Below are 19,588 nucleotides of genomic sequence, written 5' to 3'. Positions count from 1 at the left end.
TTCGCGCCAGCGTCCGGGCAGCCATCGAACTCGATCAAGCTGTACTGGGCTCCAACACTCATTCGCAATTGGATCCAACCACGGTGTTTTCTCGTGCGATCTCGCCAACCCCGCGGGGACACAAAGGGGCAAACACGTAATTGCTCCTGAGGCGGCGCCATGTTACCTCTTCTGGGGCGGGCTGCGGTGCATGATGGAGAGTTCGATTAAGTTGGCGGACATCGCGAGCGATTGGCAACAGACGGATTAGGGGCTGTCCTTCCGAATCGCTTTTGACAATCCCTCCATCGTACGGATTTCCCGCACACGCTTTGGTCCAACTTCCATGTTTCTTCGCACCAATCGTAGCCGACGACGCACTTCCGATCTCACCAACCGCCGTCGAAAGGTCGAAAAGCTGGAGGCCCGTCAGCTCCTCGCCGGGGATTTAATTTCACCGCAACAGAACCAAGAACTTCGAGACGGTCTCGACGCGTTCGCCACGGTCGACGGCGGTTTTGCCCAGCACGTCGAATCCTCGCCGCTGCTGTCCCGACCGCTCGCGGCGCTGGGTCGGTCGTTTAACCAGGGGCTGGATTTTTCTGCGAAATTGACCAGCGAATTCGTGACGCCATTGACGGCGTATTTGCAGGGAACAGGTGCCGCGACGACCGATGACGTCGTGGGCTTCCTGGAAAGTCAGGCCGCCGTGGTGGCGCCTGCGGCGGGTGCGATCCTCGGAACCGAATTGGTCTTTGACACGACGGTCTATCTCCAGGAGACCATCGACTATCGACCCGATTTCGGATCCTCGGCCGACGGCTTGGGTCTGTCGTTTGACGAAAGCATGAGTTCGGCCGAGTTCGGTGTCACACTGGCACTGCAGTTCGGCGTCGATGCCGGAGGAGGATTTTTCACCAAGATCCGGCGACTGGATTTCAGTGTCGTCGATGCGGCCGAAGTGACCGCCACGGGCGCCCTGCCGGACTTCGCGGCGATCGATCGGGACATCAGCTTCACGCTGGCGGTGAACGATGCGACCAACGTCACCGCGACGCTGCCGGCGAACACCGCCGGAAACGTGACCCCGCTGGCCGATCGGCTCAATGCCGCGCTGCGTCAGCCGCTGATTGACGCCGGTGTTCCCGGTGCCGTCAGGGCCGTGGATGCCGGCGGGCGTCTGGGGTTCCGCGGCGTGTCGCCGGCGGTGCAACACCTTGCGATTTCAGGCGACAGCGGCTTGGCTTTGCTCGGTTTTTCTGCATCCGGTGAAGACGTGAAGACGTTCTTGCCGGAGATCGAATACGGATTGCTTGCGTTGGAAACCGAAGCGGGGGGGCTGGCGATCGCGGGCGTCGCGACGATCGGCGTCGACACCGGCAATGACGATCGATTGAGCACGGCCGAGTTGGCGGGCACACCGCAGTTATCCGCCACGTCCTCGGGATTTGTCCGCGGCGAGTTCGACATGCGTCCCTCCACCGATCTGCTGTTTGACGGATCGCCCGTCATCGCGGCAACCAGCGGGACGCTGTTTCGCGGCGAACCGATCACGGTGGCCCTGGAATCGTTCGAGCCGCTCGACGCGTTGCACGATCAGGCCGACGAAACGCTTCGTCAAGGTTTCGCTGCGATCACCCAGTTCGGTGCCCGACTCGAATCGGAGACACCCTTGGCCAACGCGATGCCCGCGCTGGAAACAACGTTTGCCGATTCGGCCGACCTGGATGGGGTCCTTCGCGACAAATTGCAATCGAAGGTGGAGGCTCTGTTGGCTGCGAATCCACGACCGACGTGGAACGAGGTTGCCGACGCCTTGCAGACCGACGGCATGACCGTGACCCGTTCGTCGTCGGATCAGCTGCTTTCGTTGAACGTCCAGGTGAAGAACGATCCGACGCCGAAGACGCATCGATTGGTGCTCGGTGACGAAATCGTCGATGCGGGGTTGACGGTCAGCGAAACCTTGCCAGAAGTCGACCTGAATTCGAGTACGGACTGGCAACTTCAAATTGAAATCGATCGCCGCCACACCGCATCGCCGCTGGACGCGTTTGCGGTCAGGTTTGACGACGCAAAGAATCAATTCACGGCGAACGATTCGGTCAGTTTCGGCGCCAACGTCGGATTCTTGGGTGTTTCCGCCAGCGGTACGGTGAACATTGACGCCACCCTTCAAAACCGAATCGGACAGCCGGGCGAGTCCGTTTCGGCGGCCCGTCTGATTGGCGAATCCGTTGAGACGCTGGTCACCACGCAGACGCTCGGCGATTTCGACATCAATCTTGGTCTGGCAGGCACCGTCGGAAATCAGACTCTCGTCGACGGCTCGGTGATCCTCGATCTGGCCGGCGCGGCGGTGTTCGCCGGCCAGTCGCAGCCGCAACTCGTTCTTGCACCCGACGGCGGCTTGCAGGATTTCGCAAACGTTTCGGCGGAGGATCTGGCCAGCGGCATTGAGCAATTGGGCGGATGGCTGGGTGATTTTGCACAGGAAAAACTAAGCGGCAACCTCCCCCTGGCAGACACGCTGCGCTATGCTGACCTGATCAAGTTCAAGGGTGTCTTCGAGGAGCTGATCGTTTCCAAACTGGTCGGCGACGAGGGTCGATTGGCGTTCTCCAACGCTCAAGAACTGGCCGCGTTGGATTTCGGGGCCTCGGCGGGAATCAGCAACCCGAACTATCAACCGGCGACGAAGACCCTGACCTTTGACGTCGACTTCAGCAAAGCGTTCCCATTGGGGACGGACGACGCCCTCGAATTCAATTTCGGGATCGGCGACTTCGTCGGCTTTGAAACTGAGGGTGAAGTCACTTTCACGCCCACCGTCAACGGCAGCTTTCGATTGGGCATCGACATGCGGCCGCTCGGTGCCGGTGACGCGGCTACCACGATCAGCGGAACGACGACGCTGACCGCATTGGGGATCGAAACGGAAGTCGGCCAGGACGTCACGATTCGCTTGCGGGATGGATCCGAGTTCGCCGTTGATTTTGACGGCGCCGCCGATTTGAACGCTGTCATTGCCCGCCTGGAAAACGCTGCTCCGACGCTGCCGGACGGTTCGCGGAAGTTAATCGTATCGCTTCGCGAAGAAAACGGCATCACGGTCGGATTTCAGTTGACCGATCACAGCGTGGACGAGGGGGCGGAGTTTGCGGTACGGGCAGCCGGCGATTCGTTGACGGGCTTTCAGCTAGGGATACTTGGCGAGTTCCGGCCCAGCGATGAGCCGCAGAATCCAGCCGTCATCGAAGGATTGCCCCTGCACGGTGATACGATCGCGGATCACGTGTTTGTCGAAACCATCGCGGGGACCCCGATTGCCAGGGGCACGGTCGCGATGGAGACGGACGGTTTCTCGGCGACCGCCAACTTGGGATTCACCGAAGTTTCGATCGATGGCGGACAACTCCTCGACCAGGCGGGAGTGCCCAGCCGTGTTTCGGCGTCCGTCGCCCTGCCGCAACCCAGAATGACATTGGCGGAGATGTTCGCAGGGTTGCAGTCGACGATCGAAGCATCCGTCGACGGATTGATCGAATTCACCCTGCCGGTGTTCGGCAGCGTCGGCGGCAACGACTATGGATCATCCGGCGAAAGCTTCACGGCAACGATCACCGATTTCAGCGGCGACATCCAAGCGGCGCTCAGCGGATCGATCGACTCGGTTTTGGATGCACTCTCCGACGTTGACGCAGCCGACATTCTGAGCGGGTTGATCAACGGTTTGGAGCGTCTGCTATCGGTCGACTCGATCACGCTGCCGATCCTGAACGTCAATTTGCCCGATGCGGCAGGCCTGAGAGAGTTGCTGAGGGACCTGACCGACGCGATCAAGTCGATCGGGTCGACGACGCTGGACGTGTTGAGTGACGGCGTCAATCAAATAGCCCGGGCGGGCGCGTTGGCTTCGGACTTGGCCATACCCGAAATTGATTTTCCAGAGTTCGATATCTCGCTGCCGAATCTGCTGAACTTCTTTTCCTCGGCGAGCGACCTGACGCCGATCAATGACCCGGGCGGAGAAGACGACGGAAAGTTTTCGCTGCAGGACTTTCAGAACCTCTTCGCCGACACGCTCGACTTCGAAGTCGAGCTGCCCGACATCAACGTCCCGGCGGAAGACTTTGACGCGTTCCTGGGTGGCGTGTCCACCATCTTGGACAGGCTACAACTCTCCGGACCGGGAAGTCTGCAGGGATTGGAATCGAAACTGGAACAGGTCACCGGCCTGCCCGCGGACGCGATCGGATTGGTGATCGACACGTCCAACGGTCCAGCGATCGCGGTCCGGTTCGACTTGATGTTGGACAAGATGGTCCAAGCCAAGTATCCGTTGTCGGTGGGCTTAGGCGACTTAGGGCTGGGTGGCATCGGAGATTTAGTTGACGTCGGCGCGACATCCGAGGTGATGCTCTCGGCCGCTGCCGCGGCAACACTGGCTCTCGGCGTGGAAGTCAGCTCGGGAGGCGTCAAGCCATTCCTCTACACCGATCCGGCGGACCCGAACGGCACCAAACTGACGCTCCGTGCCGGTGCCTCGGCGAGCGACATCGACTTTGAAGCTTCGCTCGGTCCGTTCGGCATCGGAGTCGTCGACGGCGTCGCCGGGATCGGAATTCCGGGAGCGCTTCCGACCGACCCGCTGTCACCGGCAACGTTTGAATTGGCGTTCAATGATGCCGACGGGCGATACTTCTTCTTAGACGAGTCGCTGGATCTGGTCACGACGGCAACCGGCGGCGCGTTCGTGCGATTGCCCATCGAAGCGCCCTTGGGGACCGCACCGATCAATCTCCAAATCGACGTGGCCGACTTGACCGACCCCGTCCTGCAATTCGGACTGTGGGACGCGTCGTTTGCCAACCCCATCGATCTCAATTCGGATTCCGTCTTTGACGCCGAAGACGTCAAACAAGCCTTTCAAGACAAAATCGATGCGATCGGAAACATCGGTGACAACCTGCTGTCACTGGTCGGCGGATGGGAAGGTGCGTTCGATTTGCTGATCGAAACGATGAAGGGTGACGTACTGGGTGTGCCACTGCCGATCATCGGTGACGCACTGGCCGACGAAGCCGACTTCTTGGTCGACATCAAAGAATCGGTGTTGAGTCACGTCTCGAATCTGGCCGACCAGGGCGCAACGAAAGTTGCCGAAGGACTGTTTGCGGCCCTCGGCCCCGACGGGTTGAATCTGTTGGCAGACCTCAGCGGTGACAGTCTGATTTCTATCGCCGACGTGATGGTCGTGACGTCGGGCGATCAAGTCGACTTTGACATCTTGTTGGGCAAGGCCATCGACACGATCGACTTGCCGGTGGACTTTGACTTGGGGCTTCCGGGATTAAACTTTGACATCGATGCGGAAGTTCAACTGGATTTCGGATTCGAGTTTCGACTCGGATTTGGCGTCAGCAAGACCGAAGGGTTCTATTTTGACACGGCCGATTCGGGGTTGACGGTTTCGTTTGACGCGACGATTCCAGAGATCGACGCGACCGGACAACTGGCGCTGTTGGGGATCAATGCCACCAAGGGCGCGGGTGAAACTCGCTTCGACGGTGACTTCTTTGTCACCTTCGTCGATCCCAGCGGCGGCAACACCTTGACGCTCAGCGAAATGTTGGCCGGTAGTTTTTCGGATGTTGTCGATCATGAGTTAGTCGCGTCGGCGACGACCGACCTGTTGCTGACGGCCAGCGTGGGCGATTCAACGATCCTGCCCAGTTTGCGAACCAATCTGCGAGTCGATTGGGGATTCGGCAGCCGGCTTGCCGCTGCGGACGATCCGACCAACACGCGTTTTACGCCGACAACGGATGAGCCGTTGAAGGTGAATTTCGAGAACGTCCAAATGAACTTGGGCGAGTTCTTCGGCGGGTTCGTCGGCGAGGTGCTGGGGCAAGTTCAAGACGTGCTCAAGCCCGTCCAACCGGTCATCGACGTTTTGCAACAGCGTCTTCCCGTGATCAGTGATCTGGCCGGCCGCGACGTGACGTTGGTCGACATTGCCGCAACTTTTGGGAATGCCAGAGTCAAACCTTTTCTCGATTCGGTGATCAATGTCAATGACCTGATCACCAATCTGCCCGGCCCCGACGCGTTTGATGCATCCTACGAATGGGTCGCCTTGGGGCAATTCAGCGTCGCCGCAGACGCGTTGGGTGCCTATGCACCCGGTGGCGAGACCGGCAGCACGATGCGAAAGGAGTTGTCGATCGCATCCTCCTCGGAAGAAGCGGTCTTGGACGCGATCGGAACGCCATCGACGCCGGGTGGTGGATTCAAGACCAACCTGTCCAAAACCGCCAGCGTGTTGAGTTTTCCGCTGCTTGAGAAACCGTCCACGGCGTTCAAGTTGCTGTTGGGTAAAGACGTCGATCTGTTTTTGTTCGACGCGCCGAAATTGGAAGTCGACTTCAACTACAACCAATCGTTCCCGACGCCGATTCCAGGACTGTTTGCCAACTTCGGCGGACGCATCACCGCCGGAGCCGATTTTGCGTTCGGCTATGACACGTCGGGGATCAATCAGTTTGCCAAAACGGGTGATCTGGAAAAATTGGCCGATGGCTTTTTTGTCAGTGATCGGTCGAACGCCGATGGCACGGGAGCCGATGTCGCGGAGGTCTATCTACGCGGCAGTCTGACGGCCGGGGCGAGTCTGAACGTGCTGATCGCCGAAGCTGGCGTCAACGGCGGGATCTTTGCCAACGTCGATTTCAACTTGCACGACAACAACAAAGACGGACGCGTCCGGGCGTCCGAGATCTTTGAGAATCTGTCGCTTTCACCGATTTACGTGTTTGATGTTGGCGGCAAAGTTCAAGCAGGCTTGGACGCATACTACCGCGTCCTCTTCGTCTCTGACGAGTTTCAAATTGCCCGCGTGACGTTGGTCGACTTTGATCTCAGCCGCAACCACCCCGAGGTGGCACTCGCGGCGTTGACCAGCCGAATTGGAAATGAATTGACGCTCAAGTTTACCAGCGGAGATGACGACTACCGAGTGCTTGCCGGATCCCAACCCGGATCAATTGTCGTTCAGGGACAGGGCATGCGCACCGGAGACATCCTCGGCGTGACATCGATCAGGGGTGACGCGGGAGCCGGAAATGATGAGCTGACCATCGCAAACGCCGTCACGATTCCCGTCATGATCGACGGCGGTGCTGGCAACGATGCGTTGACCGCGGGCGGTGGCGTCACCACGTTCTACGGCGGCGACGGCAATGACACGCTGACAGGTGGCAGCCAAGACGACCTCTTAGTGGGCGGGGACGGCAACGATTTGTTGACCGGTGGCGTCGGCAACGACACGCTCGAAGGCGGCGCCGGCGCGGATTATCTCGACGGCGGCAAAAACGAAGACTCGATTCGTGGAGGAACCGGCAACGACCAAATCCTCGGTGGCGACGGTGCCGATGACGTCGATGGACAAGACGGCGCCGACCGGATCAAGGGGGGGCGCGGCAACGACACGCTGCGCGGCGGATCCGGTGACGATCGGATCGAAGGCGGCTTGGGTGACGACCGAATCGAAGGCGGATCGGGAAAGGATCTGTTGCTCGGTCAGTCGGGCGCGGACAACATCGACGGCGGTGACGACGACGACACCGTGTTCGGTGGCGGACAGAACGACGTGCTGTTCGGCGGCGCCGGAAACGATGATCTCGACGGCGGCGGCGGTGACGATCGGATGCACGGAGATGCGGGCAACGATTCACTTCGTGGAGGCAGTGGTGTCGACGAGATCGATGGCGGTGCCGGTGATGATCTGCTCTTCGCCGACGAGGACGCCTCGGGCAGTTCGGTTTTGTCCGGCCACGTCCTCCGCGGCGGCAGCGGCAACGACACGCTCTACGGTTCCCTCGGAAACGACTTCATCGACGCCGGCGCGGGAAACGATGTTGTGGCTGGACTGGCCGGTGATGATGTGATCGTCGGTGGCCTGGGCGACGATGACTTGAGCGGCGGGCTGGGCAATGATTTGGTCTGGGGAGGCATCGCGACCCACGATGCATCCAACTTCTCGCTCAGCGATCCGTCTCTGTTTGAAAAACCGTCGCGATATGATGAAGCAACTGCTCTGGTCGATGGCGCCACGGGGACGGCCGGCTACAGCAACTATGTTTTGCCGATCGAGTTGTTCGTGCCGACGATCCTCGGCGGGCAAAGTGTCGGCGGCATCGCCGGCGACGGTCGAGACTTGATTCGTGGCGACGAGGGAACCGACTGGCTGTTCGGCGGCAGCGAAGCCGACCGAATCCTGGGTGGACAGGGCAACGATTACATCGACGGCGGCAGCGGCAATGACTCGGATCTGCTCGGCGAAGCGGGTGACGACGTCGTGCGTGGCGGTGATGGGTCTGACGTGCTGCATGGTGGACCCGGGATCGATCAGCTCTACGGCGATGCCGGACGCGACACGTTGTATGGCGGCAGCGGTGACGCCGGCGGGTCGACCGACGGGCAGCGGTTGTTCGGCGGCGATGACAGCGATTCGCTGTATGCTTGGGCGGCGACAACGACCGCGGACAATGCGCAGGGCGACCAACTGTTTGGCGGCAATGGCAGTGACTTCTTGTACGGCAACGTGCGGAGTGAATTGCTGTTCGGCGAGTCGGGCGCAGACTACCTCAGCGGCGATTGGGCCGTCGGACCCAATTTCAGCCGCAATCCGGACGCAGCAGTCGTCGGCGCCGATGACACCTTGATCGGCGGCAGCGGCCAAGACCAGATGTATGGCGGCGGTGGCAACGACTTGCTGCGGGGCGGCGGCGACGGTGATTGGCTGGAAGGCCAGGACGGCAACGACCGTTTACTGGGCGGCGGCGGAATCGACTTCTTGGTCTTGGACGTTGCGGCCGGCTATCAGGTCACCGGCGGCGATACCTTCAACGGGCACGGTGAAGTCGACGATGACAACGCGACCGACGTGATGCTGATCCAGGGCACGGCTGCCAATGACGACGTTCGCATCAGCGCCGCCCCGGGCGGACAAATGAAGGTCGCTTACAACGGAGCGGAATTGATCGTCAACTGGGCCGACGCCAATGGACCGCTGGTCGAACAGATTCGAATCGACGGCGGAGTCGGCAATGACCATATCGAGTTCGTTCAAGCTGCCGAAGCACTCGACGTGTCGGCGCTGCGTGCTCGCAGTCGCGACTGGGTGACGACGATCTCCGGCGGCCCCGGAAATGACACGCTAATCGGTTCAGCAGGCCGCGATCGCATCGATGGCGGACGCGGTGACGATTCAATCTCGGGGTTTGCCGGTGATGACCGCTTGTGGGGCGACGATGGAAATGGCAGTGTCACCGATCACGACAGAATCTGGGCCGGTCAAGGCAACGATGATGTACTAGGCGGCCAAGGGACGAATCAATTGTACGCCTGGTCATCCGATCCCGGCGTCGCCGGCAGCGGGTCATTTGGGATTTTCGAAACCGTCGACGGCCGGCAAGTCCTCGAGGACACCGGGCTGAACCGGATCATCGGTGGGCCTGGCGATGACGAACTGTTCGGCGGGACGGGACTCGATCTACTCTATGGAGCCGGAGGCACGAACCGGCTGTACACGCGCACGGGAACGCCGTTTGAATCGCTCGACAGTGGTGACGCCAACGACGAGTGGAAAGCGTACGCGCGGACGACCGGACAGGTCTGGTACGTCGGCGGCACGAACGCCAACGACGAGATCTCCGTCGACTTTGTGACCGAACCGGGCATTTTGCTCGGTCACCACTTGGTCACCCGACTGACACGCAACGGCGAACTGACCAGCTTTGACGCCCAAGTCCGGTTGGACTTTCGCGCGACCGACGACGACGGCAATTTGATCTGGGATCCCGACACGGTGTTCTCGGTCGACGGCTTGTTGAGCGATGATCCCTTCGCCCGCGCCGAAGCGCTGAATGAGAAATTTAGCGATGCGGAGAGTCTGAGTCGATTGCTGCCGCCCGAAGACGACTTCCGCGCAATCATCATTGACGCTCTCGGCGGCGACGACATCATCAATGTCGGCCCGACGGTTCAGAAGACCGTTTGGGTCGATGCGGGTGAAGGCGACGATCGCGTGCTGATCGCCTCCGGACGTGCGATCCTGATCGATCAAACCGACGAAATCGGCAATCGGAATGACGAGCGCGACGGCGCTTATTCATTGAGGGGTCCGGCAGTGATCGTCGGCACGCGAGACGTTTCACCGACGACGGGCATTTTGAGGGCCGACGCAAGTTTTTACTTGATCGTCAATGAGCTCGAAGAGCATGTCTTGGTTGAGGTTCCGGCGAGCGTGACCAACGGTGATGAGATTGGGACCGAGCCGAACGAATCGATTGACGATTTAGTCGAAGACATCAATCGTCAACTCGGCTTGACCGCTGCGTCAGGTTTGGTGATCGCGACACGCGCGATCGGGTCTCGGATCGCGCTTTCGACGACGGGCCTCGCCGAAGACACTTCGCTGTCGATCTCGATCCCGTTGAATGATCCGGCCAGGGGTCGGCTGGGCCTGCCCGCCGCCGCGACGGCCGCCCCGACGTCATTGCTCAGCAGCAGTGTGAAGTACACGGGGCTGACAATCGACAATCCGAATGACGTCGATCATTACCGTTTCTCGGTCGTCGCCAATGCGCTGGTCGACATCTCGATCGAGAGTCTCGGCATCGATGACGGGATGACCTTCGATCTATTCGCCGGTGCAAGCACGACGGCGGAAACTCCGGTTTCGGGCGGGTACAACTTGGTCGCCGGAGTCGAATACACGTTGCGGGTCGAATCGAACAGCGCTGCGACGATTTATGAACTCTCGTTCGATTTCCCGGGCAACGCCTCGCCGTCGTTGCTCGATCTTGGTGCGATGGTTCAGTTTGAGCGCCGCGACGTGATCTTCGGCGGCCCCGGGAACGACGTCCTGCAAGGCGGTCCCGGAGAAGACTTCATCTTTGGCGGTCCCGGCAACGATGTCCTGACCGGCGGCGATGACCGCGGCGCGAGCGATTTGCTGTTTGGCCAGGCGGGTGACGACACGTTTCAAACCATTCCCGACTTCTTGCCAACGTTGACCGGAACAACAACGACGTTTCTGCCGACCCAAAGTGATCGCTACGCGGGCGCCGCCGGCGACGATCGTGTGGTCTTCCTCGGCGGAGATTTTGATACGACGAACCGACCGATCAACGACTTCGCGGCGGTTCGATTCAACCCTTTGCTGGATCGTTATGAAATCTCGACGCTGGTGTGGGACACCGCCAATCGGGAGTTTGCAAAATCTCCAACCGAGAGCGATAGCACATTTGGAACACTGCTGCGAAAGTTTCATTTCTTCGCTGCAACGGATGTCGAAGGGCTCGAAGTTGATTTGGGGGCGGGCGACGATACCTGGCTCGCGGGAGGCGAGATGCCGTTTGCGTTCCCCGGTGACAGCACAGGTGCCACTTGGGGCATCCAGGCAGGGGACATTCAAGTCGGTGCCAATCTATTCCGTGATCTACACGTCGTCGGTGGCCAAGGCAATGACCGCTTGTTGGGTGGACCGGTTGGAGAATGGCTTGATGGCGGCGAAGGCTCAGATTTCATTGCCGGCGGTCTTGGAAACGACCAGATCACCGGAGGGCAAGGTGACGACATCTTGAACGGGACAACCGGAATCATTCCCGATGACTTCGAATTTGTGACAAGGTCCTTCGCTGCAAGCATCAATGATACGTTTGAATTCGCAGCAGACATCACCCCGTTCTTAAAGACAGATGCACCATTGAGACTGAATTTCCATCAGGGAGATTTGGTGGATTGGTATTCCGTTACCCCCGCAGCGATGCGGCAGTTTGCCGGACAACAGGGCGCGACTCTGACGCGCGACATGATTCGAATTGTCGAATTGGAATCCGGCGATTCGGAGCCGCTTGCTTTTTCGCTGTTCTATGCCGAGGCAACCGGAAACGATGCCGAGCTGTCACTCGTCCCGGTTGATGAACTTGCCGACGCTCCGAAGCACTACCTGATTCGTGTCGAGAACCGGATCCCCGACGAAGATGCTCCCCGCAACACGTCACGACATTACTCCATCGAGCTGCTAGATACGTTTGGCCAGACGACCTCGATATCGCTCTCCCAACTGACCGATCGCGACGCCGATCCGCGAACCGGATTTGCCCGCACCGCAGGACAGATCCAGATGGTCGTCGATGGTCGGAATTTGGGCGGACAAGGGGTCGTGATTCCGATCGGTAATTTCAATGGCGACTTGGACTCCGAAGGCAACCCAATCGATGACTACATTGTGGCGGTCCAGAACGTCGTCGAATCGGGTGAAGACTACACATACGCCCGCTTGGTTTACGGCGACGATGGTGTTTTGGACCCGGATGTTTTCTTGGGGATCGAAGGGTTTGAGACCAGTTCAGGGACGATCTTGCGACTACCCGGCCACTTAGCCGATCCCGTCGGGGTCGCCGCGCCGGAGAACAGCGTCACGTTTGTAACCGGAAACGGCGATTTGGACGGCGATGGCTTTGACGACCTTGTTTTCTCATCCACCAAGCCCGGCAATGCCAACGGGGTGACGATCTTGTTTGGGGCTGCGAGCAATCCTGATTTCCTCGATCTGGAAACGGAATTCAGCCGCACCACCGCCATCAGCGGATTTGCCTTTTCGCCCCGGTCCGAATCGCCGGTCCGCGGTACGATCGTTGGCAGTTTGAATGGCGATGCGTATGACGATCTGGTCGTGACGGATGCTGACCAGACCCGGTTGTTCGCCGGCAGGCCGCGTGACGATTTCCGTACCAATGCCGTCACCGACATCGTGACGCTCGACGCGACACCAACAGCCGACGCATTCCTGCATCACACATCGTCACTGGGCGACTGGGACAACGACGGTTTTATGGATGTCGGAATCCTGGGGCCGGATCGACTGAAGATTGTTTTTGGAGGAAGTGATCTATCCGATCTAATGTCCTTGGATGTCGCCGGGTCCTTTGGAACAGCCCACTTGGCACTGGCCGGTCGACTGGACGCTTCGTCAACCAGCGACGCGGTGATCAGCGGCGGAAGCCTGGATCACAGTATCCTTGTGTTCGGTGATCTGCGATCCGCGCCCGACCTCGTCACTGTCGCAACGGAAGGGTTACGACCGGTCGATGACTTTACCGGCGACGGCTTGGTGGATTTGGCGACGTCACGGTGGATCGAGAACGAAACGGTGGCGGACAACACGGGCGAACCGAACCTGCACTGGGTCACCGAGCTTTATGTCAGTGACGCGGGCTTTGATTTACGGGGAAATCCCGCCGACTTCGAGAGCGCCCCTCGCCTGATGCTCGAATCGCCGGACTCGCTTTACCTAAAACCCAATGTTGCAGCTTCCTTGCCGACACGTTTGCCTCTGTTTGGCTCTGTGGGAGACATCAACGATGACGGCGTTTCCGATTTGGCCATTTTCTCACAGCTCGGCCGGGCATTGTCGGTGGCTTATGGCGGAGCGGTCACCGTAGTTGATGATGGATCCCATTCAGACACCCACCTGACTGCCGTGTTTGCCTCGCCTCGACTCGCCAGTCCATCCGTAGCTCACGAACCAAGTACCGATCCCCCGGGATTTGACTTGCAATCATCGAGTCGGTTGCGTGATGCCGTCACGATTGAGGGCGTTCAAGCGGGAAACCGGCTGAGCGTAGGCCGATCAATCGGTGACATCAATGGCGACGGCATTGATGACGTGGCCATCGAAGGCGAATCGGTGAGCTATGTCTACTTTGGCCCTTTCGAGCTTGATGGCATCCAGTCCGTCGAGCAGTTCGCCAACCTGATCATTCGCGATCGAAAAATCGCCGCTGGCAGTGGTGACTTAACTGGCGACGGCGCCAATGATCTGATCCTGGTTCGTGAAGAAGTCCGCCAGATCGATCAGAACGGAGTGCTTCAAAACAGGTTGTTTTCGTACCTGGAGATCTACAGTGGCGGCTTCGGCATCGATCGCGAGCTCGATCGAAGTTCCGCCGTGTTCGAGATCGAGTTATTGCAGGGACAGAATCTGGAATCGGGCGGTCGTGCCGTGTCCACTTCGACCTCGCTGATCAATTGGGATGGTGTCGGCCCCGCCGAAGTCCTGGTCTCATTCGATCCGGCTCTGGAAGGAGCACGTGCCCTCGTGCTCGGGTTTGGCGAGCCGGATGGTTCGCAGAACTTGCCATTGCAACAAGCCGACATTCTGGATTGGGACACGGACGATTTTGTGGTGCCCGCGGGCAATCGCTTGAACCCCGACGCGACGGTGATCACCAAAGCGATTGGCGATTTGAACGGAGACGGCCGTGACGACATTGCCGTCGCTTCGCCCAACCTCTTTTTGCGCGATTCAGACGACATGCCAATCGGCCGCACCTATCTGATCATGGGGGGGCGGACACAGCATCGAGTCCCCGGTCAGTTGGACGGGGTCTTCAGTGTCGTGACCGATAGCGACGTCGTCATCAATGGCGTCGCCTTGGGTCAGGACGTCTTTGCGCTGGGCGATCTGAATCGAGATGGCTATGGTGATCTTGCGATCTCGCGGTCGCTGGAAGGCGCGGGTGAATTGGAGGGCGGGCTGCTCGTCTATCACGGCGATGTCAATTTTGGCACCTTCCCCGGTGCAACCCTGGAATTGACCGATTCGTACGACGATGCGGCGTACCGTGTTTCGCGCCAAGGTGCCAGCGCACTGATACATGGAACCGCGATCGCCGGCCCCTTGTACGCCACGTCGGGCAATCTGTTCGGCGATGAGAAAGACTTAGTCGTGGGAGCGCCCAGCCAATCGATCGTGACGTTGGGAACCAACATTGTTATCCGGCGAGATGATCGCGGCGAGATCGTCGTGATCCATTCCGTTGAAAGCGCCGGTGATGTGCTCAACAACACTTACGGGCAACCGCTCTTCTGGGACCTGAATCTCCAAAATCTGTCGGGGGCGACCTTCGGCGATTTTGCCGGTTCGTTGGCGGACGGACCTCTTTCCGATCTCAACGCGGATGGCTTGGACGATCTGTTCATTGGTGCGGCCGGCGTGGACGGAATCCTCGATGGCGTCCAGCCCGATGCGGGCCGGGTCTACTTCATTCCCGGAATTGATCGGACATTTTTGCCGCAAGACACGACGCCGGTAACGGTGCTGGAAAACCGCTCCGGTAAGGTGGTCGATCTGGGCAACGGCCAACCGCAAGTGTTTCGCTCACCGGACCCGTCAAACGCGGACGATCCCTTTGTCCTGGGAATTGGCGAAATATCCTGGTTTCGATTCACAACCAGCGGTGACGGTCAGGGGACTACGACCGGTGGTGACTACGTTCGCATCAACATGTTGACCAGTGAAACCAATCAGCAACAAAGCCCGATCACTGCGTCCATCTTGGATCTCGATGGCAATACCTATCGCGAGAACAAGACCACCACGGATTTGAGAAACCTGCCGGCCGGAACCTACTATTTGCGCGTTCATCGATCAGGCAGTTTCAGCTCGATTACGAATATCGAGTTCGAAATTGAATTCGACGCACCCGATTTCGGCTACGCCTATCCGGCAACGGATCGCGATCGTATCGACGGCGGCTCCGGTCGAGACTTGTTGATCGGTGGACAGGGGCTAGACGTTTTGTTTGGTGATGAGGGGCGCGATCGATTCCAGGCCGAAGTCGTCGAAATTTTCGATCTCGATCAGGAACTCGGTGAGTCCTTTGTTCCGGACACCCATCCCAGCAACGATGTGATCGTGGGTCCCGACGTGATCGTCTTTCAGGAGGGGACCGTCGATCCGAGGATCAAACTCGCCGTCGCAAACGCTTTGGGACGTGTTATCACCACAACCCCCGATGGCAGTCAGGTGGCTCGCCAACCGTTTTACGCCAGCGAGTTGGCGGAGCTTGAGCGTTTAGACCTGTCGGAACTCGGGCTGACCGGAACGCAGGGAATTGAGTTGTTGGTCAATCTTCGCGTCTTGGACTTGAGTGGCAATGAATTGACCGCGATTCCGACAGGTCTCACCCATCTCGAACGATTGGACTTGTCGGACAATCAGATCACTTCGGTTGAGATCGACGGATTACCGAACCTCAAGCAATTGGTGTTGGACGCCAACCCGATCGTTGACCTGGGAACACTCGCCGGTGTCACCGTCTTGGATGACGGCAACGTTGACACCTACACCGGAACCTGGGAACGATTTGTTTCGGAAGTCTCTTCGATCAGTGAAACGGCCACCGCCTGGAACGATGACTATCGCGTCGCCAAGGACGACAGCGCCGCGACGTGGTCAATCGAAGCGACGGGCGAGATCGAAGTCTTCGTCACTTGGCCCGCTTTGGCAGATGCCGATGCGATCGTGGAATACACCGTGTCCTACGGCGGCACTGCGACCACGGTGCTTGTCGACCAGTCCGCCGAGCCAAGCGGACCGAACCGTCAGCTATCCGGCGGACGCCCCTGGCTGGCACTTGGAAAGTTTGCTCCCCCCTCGGGTTCCACCGGTGGGCCATTGCAGGTGACCTTGCAAGCGACCAGTGGTTCGATCGCAATCGCCGACGCGGTACGTTTTGATTCCGTGAACCCTCCCGTCTTGCCCGCAGTAACGATCTCGCTGCTCGACAGTCCGATCAATGCCTACAGCCGTGACGTGCTTCTCGGCAAGATCGCAGAACACAATCCTCAAACGACCGTCAACGTCACGCCAAACCCGTCACGTCCATTGATCACGCCGATCGACCCGCTCGCGATCCAACAAGATCGTTTGGATCTGTCTCTGATCGGAGGCGGTTTCGTGGATGCGGATGGACACGCTGTGACCTTTACCGCGACGAGTGATGTCCCGAGTGTGACCGTCCAAGTCGTCGGGACAGAGCTTGTCCTCAACTATCCCACCAACCTGGCGAGGAGCCCTCGAATCAATGTCGTCGCGCGGGACGGCTTGGGACGTGAGAGCCAGAGCGAATTCACGTTTGACGCAACCGACGATGGCATTCGGCAGATCATTCGCGGGACGGTGCTGGCTGAAGGCGGCGATCCGATTCGGGGCGCGGTGATTCATTTGGTCACCGACAGTGGCCGTGTCGTCGCATGCACGTTCACCGACCGAGATGGAAACTACCGCGTCGAAGGTGACTTCGGCAGTGATCGTATCGAAGTGGTGCTGCCGGACCCGTTGACGAGCAATCCGGCATCCGTCGAACTGCGAAACGATCTAGGATACGCGTATGACTTCGACGTCGATCCATCGAATCCCTCCCTGATCGATTTGGACGGCAACGGGTTGCGGGATTTGACCTTGGTCGGCCAACCGACGATTTCCGGAGGCGTATTGACCTTGTTGGGTGGGGTATCGACCGACCAAAACATCGGACAAAACTTTGAAACGACGACGATCTGGCCGTCACTGGCGATGACCGTTGAATCGGGGTACACCGTCGATCTTCGCGTGAAGATCATTGACGATCCGGCCGTTCCGGAGGGTAGCCGAAGTTCGATGAGCGTCCTGGTCGCCCCGCAAGGTTCCGACGTCAATGGCTTTTTGCTGATCAGGAAAAACAGTGTTGCCTGGAATGGTTCGCCGGCGGTCGCCCTCTCGACGGAAGACAACACCGATACCTTCCACGATTTCCGTATCGCCCAACTGCCGGGTCGGGAAGGAGAATTCTATGTTTGGCGCGACGGGAAACTGTTGAACCCCGATTCGTTACCACTGACGGGTAGATTCTTTAGCGGTTTTTCGAATCGATTAGTCATTGGAGACAACGGCACAGGCGATTCGGGACACAGCGAACTGGACTCCCTCCGTATTTACCGGGGAGTCCCCTTTGACGAAGCCGCGGTGACTCGAACGGTCGACTTCGTCGTCTCACGTTCGCTCGATCTCGGTGGCGATCGGGTCATCGACGAGGGTCAGACACAAACGTTTCAGGCGGAATCGAATTTGGTGCTCAGTCACTACGTCTGGCGCGTCAACGGCGATGTCCTCGCCGGTGAGTCGACCGACACGTTGCAGTGGACGCCGCCGAATGACGGCGTCTACCAAATCGAAGTCACCGCGAACGAAGGTGCCGGTGGCACGGGTCCGCTGTACGGCGACCAGGTCACGGTCACCGTCAACAACGCCGCCCCGACTGTGACGCTCGCATCGTCGACCAATCTGCCCATCGCCGAAGGCAGTACGGTAACGATCTCAGCGACGGTTACCGACGCCGCTGACGACTCGATCGCCAGTTTCGAGTGGCACATTCAGAGTGATACGGGCCTGGCGTTCGCGAGACCGGCTAGCTTTCCCCCGATCACGTCGATTCCAGACTGGATGCTGACGCTGCCCGACGAAGGTCGATACGTGGTCACGCTGGAAGTCACCGATAACGATGGTTTGGTTGGCGTTTCCGAGCCGCTGGTGTTCGACGTGGCGAATGTGCAACCGAATGTTTCGGCGATGTCGGTCGCGACCGACGACCAGGGTTCGATCGTCGTCAGCGGAAGCTTCGGCGATCCGGGTTTTGATTTCCACCTCGGTTTGGCCGACTTCGGCGACGGGACGCGACGACCGATCAATCTCGAAGGTGCACCCGCATTCAGCATCGATCACCAGTACCAACAACCGGGCCGCTACGAAGTCAAGATTACGATCGACGACCAAGACGGCGGAACGCGCACGGAAACCTTCGAAGTCGATTATCAACCGCGTGTCGCAATCGAAGACATCCAGATCAACGGGGGCAGCAACAATCGATCCCAAATCACTTCGGTCGGCGTGGCGTTCAATCAAATCGTTCAGGCGCCGGAGAATGCCTTCACGCTTCGTAATCGTGACACCGGTCAGTTGATCGAGTCGTTCACCTACGTCGCAGATCATTCCAGCGGCGCGACCGCAATCGAACTGACTTTCTTGCCGGGCCCTTCGGTCATCACTCGCCCCGGCGGGAACTCCTTGGCCGACGGAAACTACGAGCTTGTCGTCAGTTCGTCGGGTGTCGAATCGGCCGACGATCGCGCGGCGCAAATGACGCGCGACATCGTCTTCGGCGAAGACCCGACCGATCGGTTCTTTCGGATGTTCGGTGACAGCGATGGAGACCGTGATGTCGATGGGCAAGACTACGGCCGGTTCGGTCTGTCGTTCCTAAAGTCGGAAGGAATGGCCGGATACGACGCGGCCTTTGATGGGGATGGGGACGGAGACGTCGATGGGCAGGACTATGGCCGATTCGGGCTGCAGTTTCTGAAGACGTTGCCGCTGTGACCGAGAAGCGGGAAAGAGAACGACTGACAGGTGATCAAGAGCCCCCCTTACCCGTGGCCATTTTCATGATTCCTGTGCGAAAAATCTCATTTTGATGAGCACTGCTCTGGCAGCGATTCCAGGGTCTCCCTAACATCCGCAAGGAGTAAGAAAAAAGGCCTCAGCCAAACGATCACTTGGGGCAAAAGTGATCAGAAATGGCTGAGACCCGCTACTCAATGCCGGATGCCCAAGGGGCAAGTTTGGAAATCCAGCACCGCACGGCGCCTTCGGGCGTCGTGCGTTTTTTTTTGGGGTTTCGAAGACCACCCTGTCGCGTCGTTGAGTTTCAACTCGCGA

The 19,588-nt window shown here is 59.1% G+C and carries 1 protein-coding gene; it reads left to right on the top strand.

Features of this window, described 5'->3' with window-relative positions:
- Positions 1 to 325 precede the first annotated feature (325 nt).
- Positions 326 to 19,249 carry a leucine-rich repeat domain-containing protein gene (locus NZK35_RS17165; protein WP_259633763.1) on the top strand — a complete coding sequence of 6,308 codons (18,924 nt, stop codon included), beginning with the start codon at positions 326 to 328 and terminating at the stop codon, positions 19,247 to 19,249.
- The last annotated feature ends 339 nt before the right edge of the window (positions 19,250 to 19,588 follow it).

Origin of the sequence: Stieleria sedimenti (assembly GCF_025060895.1) — a bacterium.
Taxonomy (GTDB): domain Bacteria; phylum Planctomycetota; class Planctomycetia; order Pirellulales; family Pirellulaceae; genus Stieleria; species Stieleria sedimenti.
The sequence above is the reverse complement of the archived record's forward strand: the minus strand, read 5'-3'. Positions and strand labels throughout refer to the sequence as shown.

Coding starts and splice junctions, on each gene's coding strand:
- NZK35_RS17165 (WP_259633763.1), top strand. CDS start 326: ATGTTTCTTCGCACCAATCGTAGCCGACGACGCACTTCCGATCTCACC.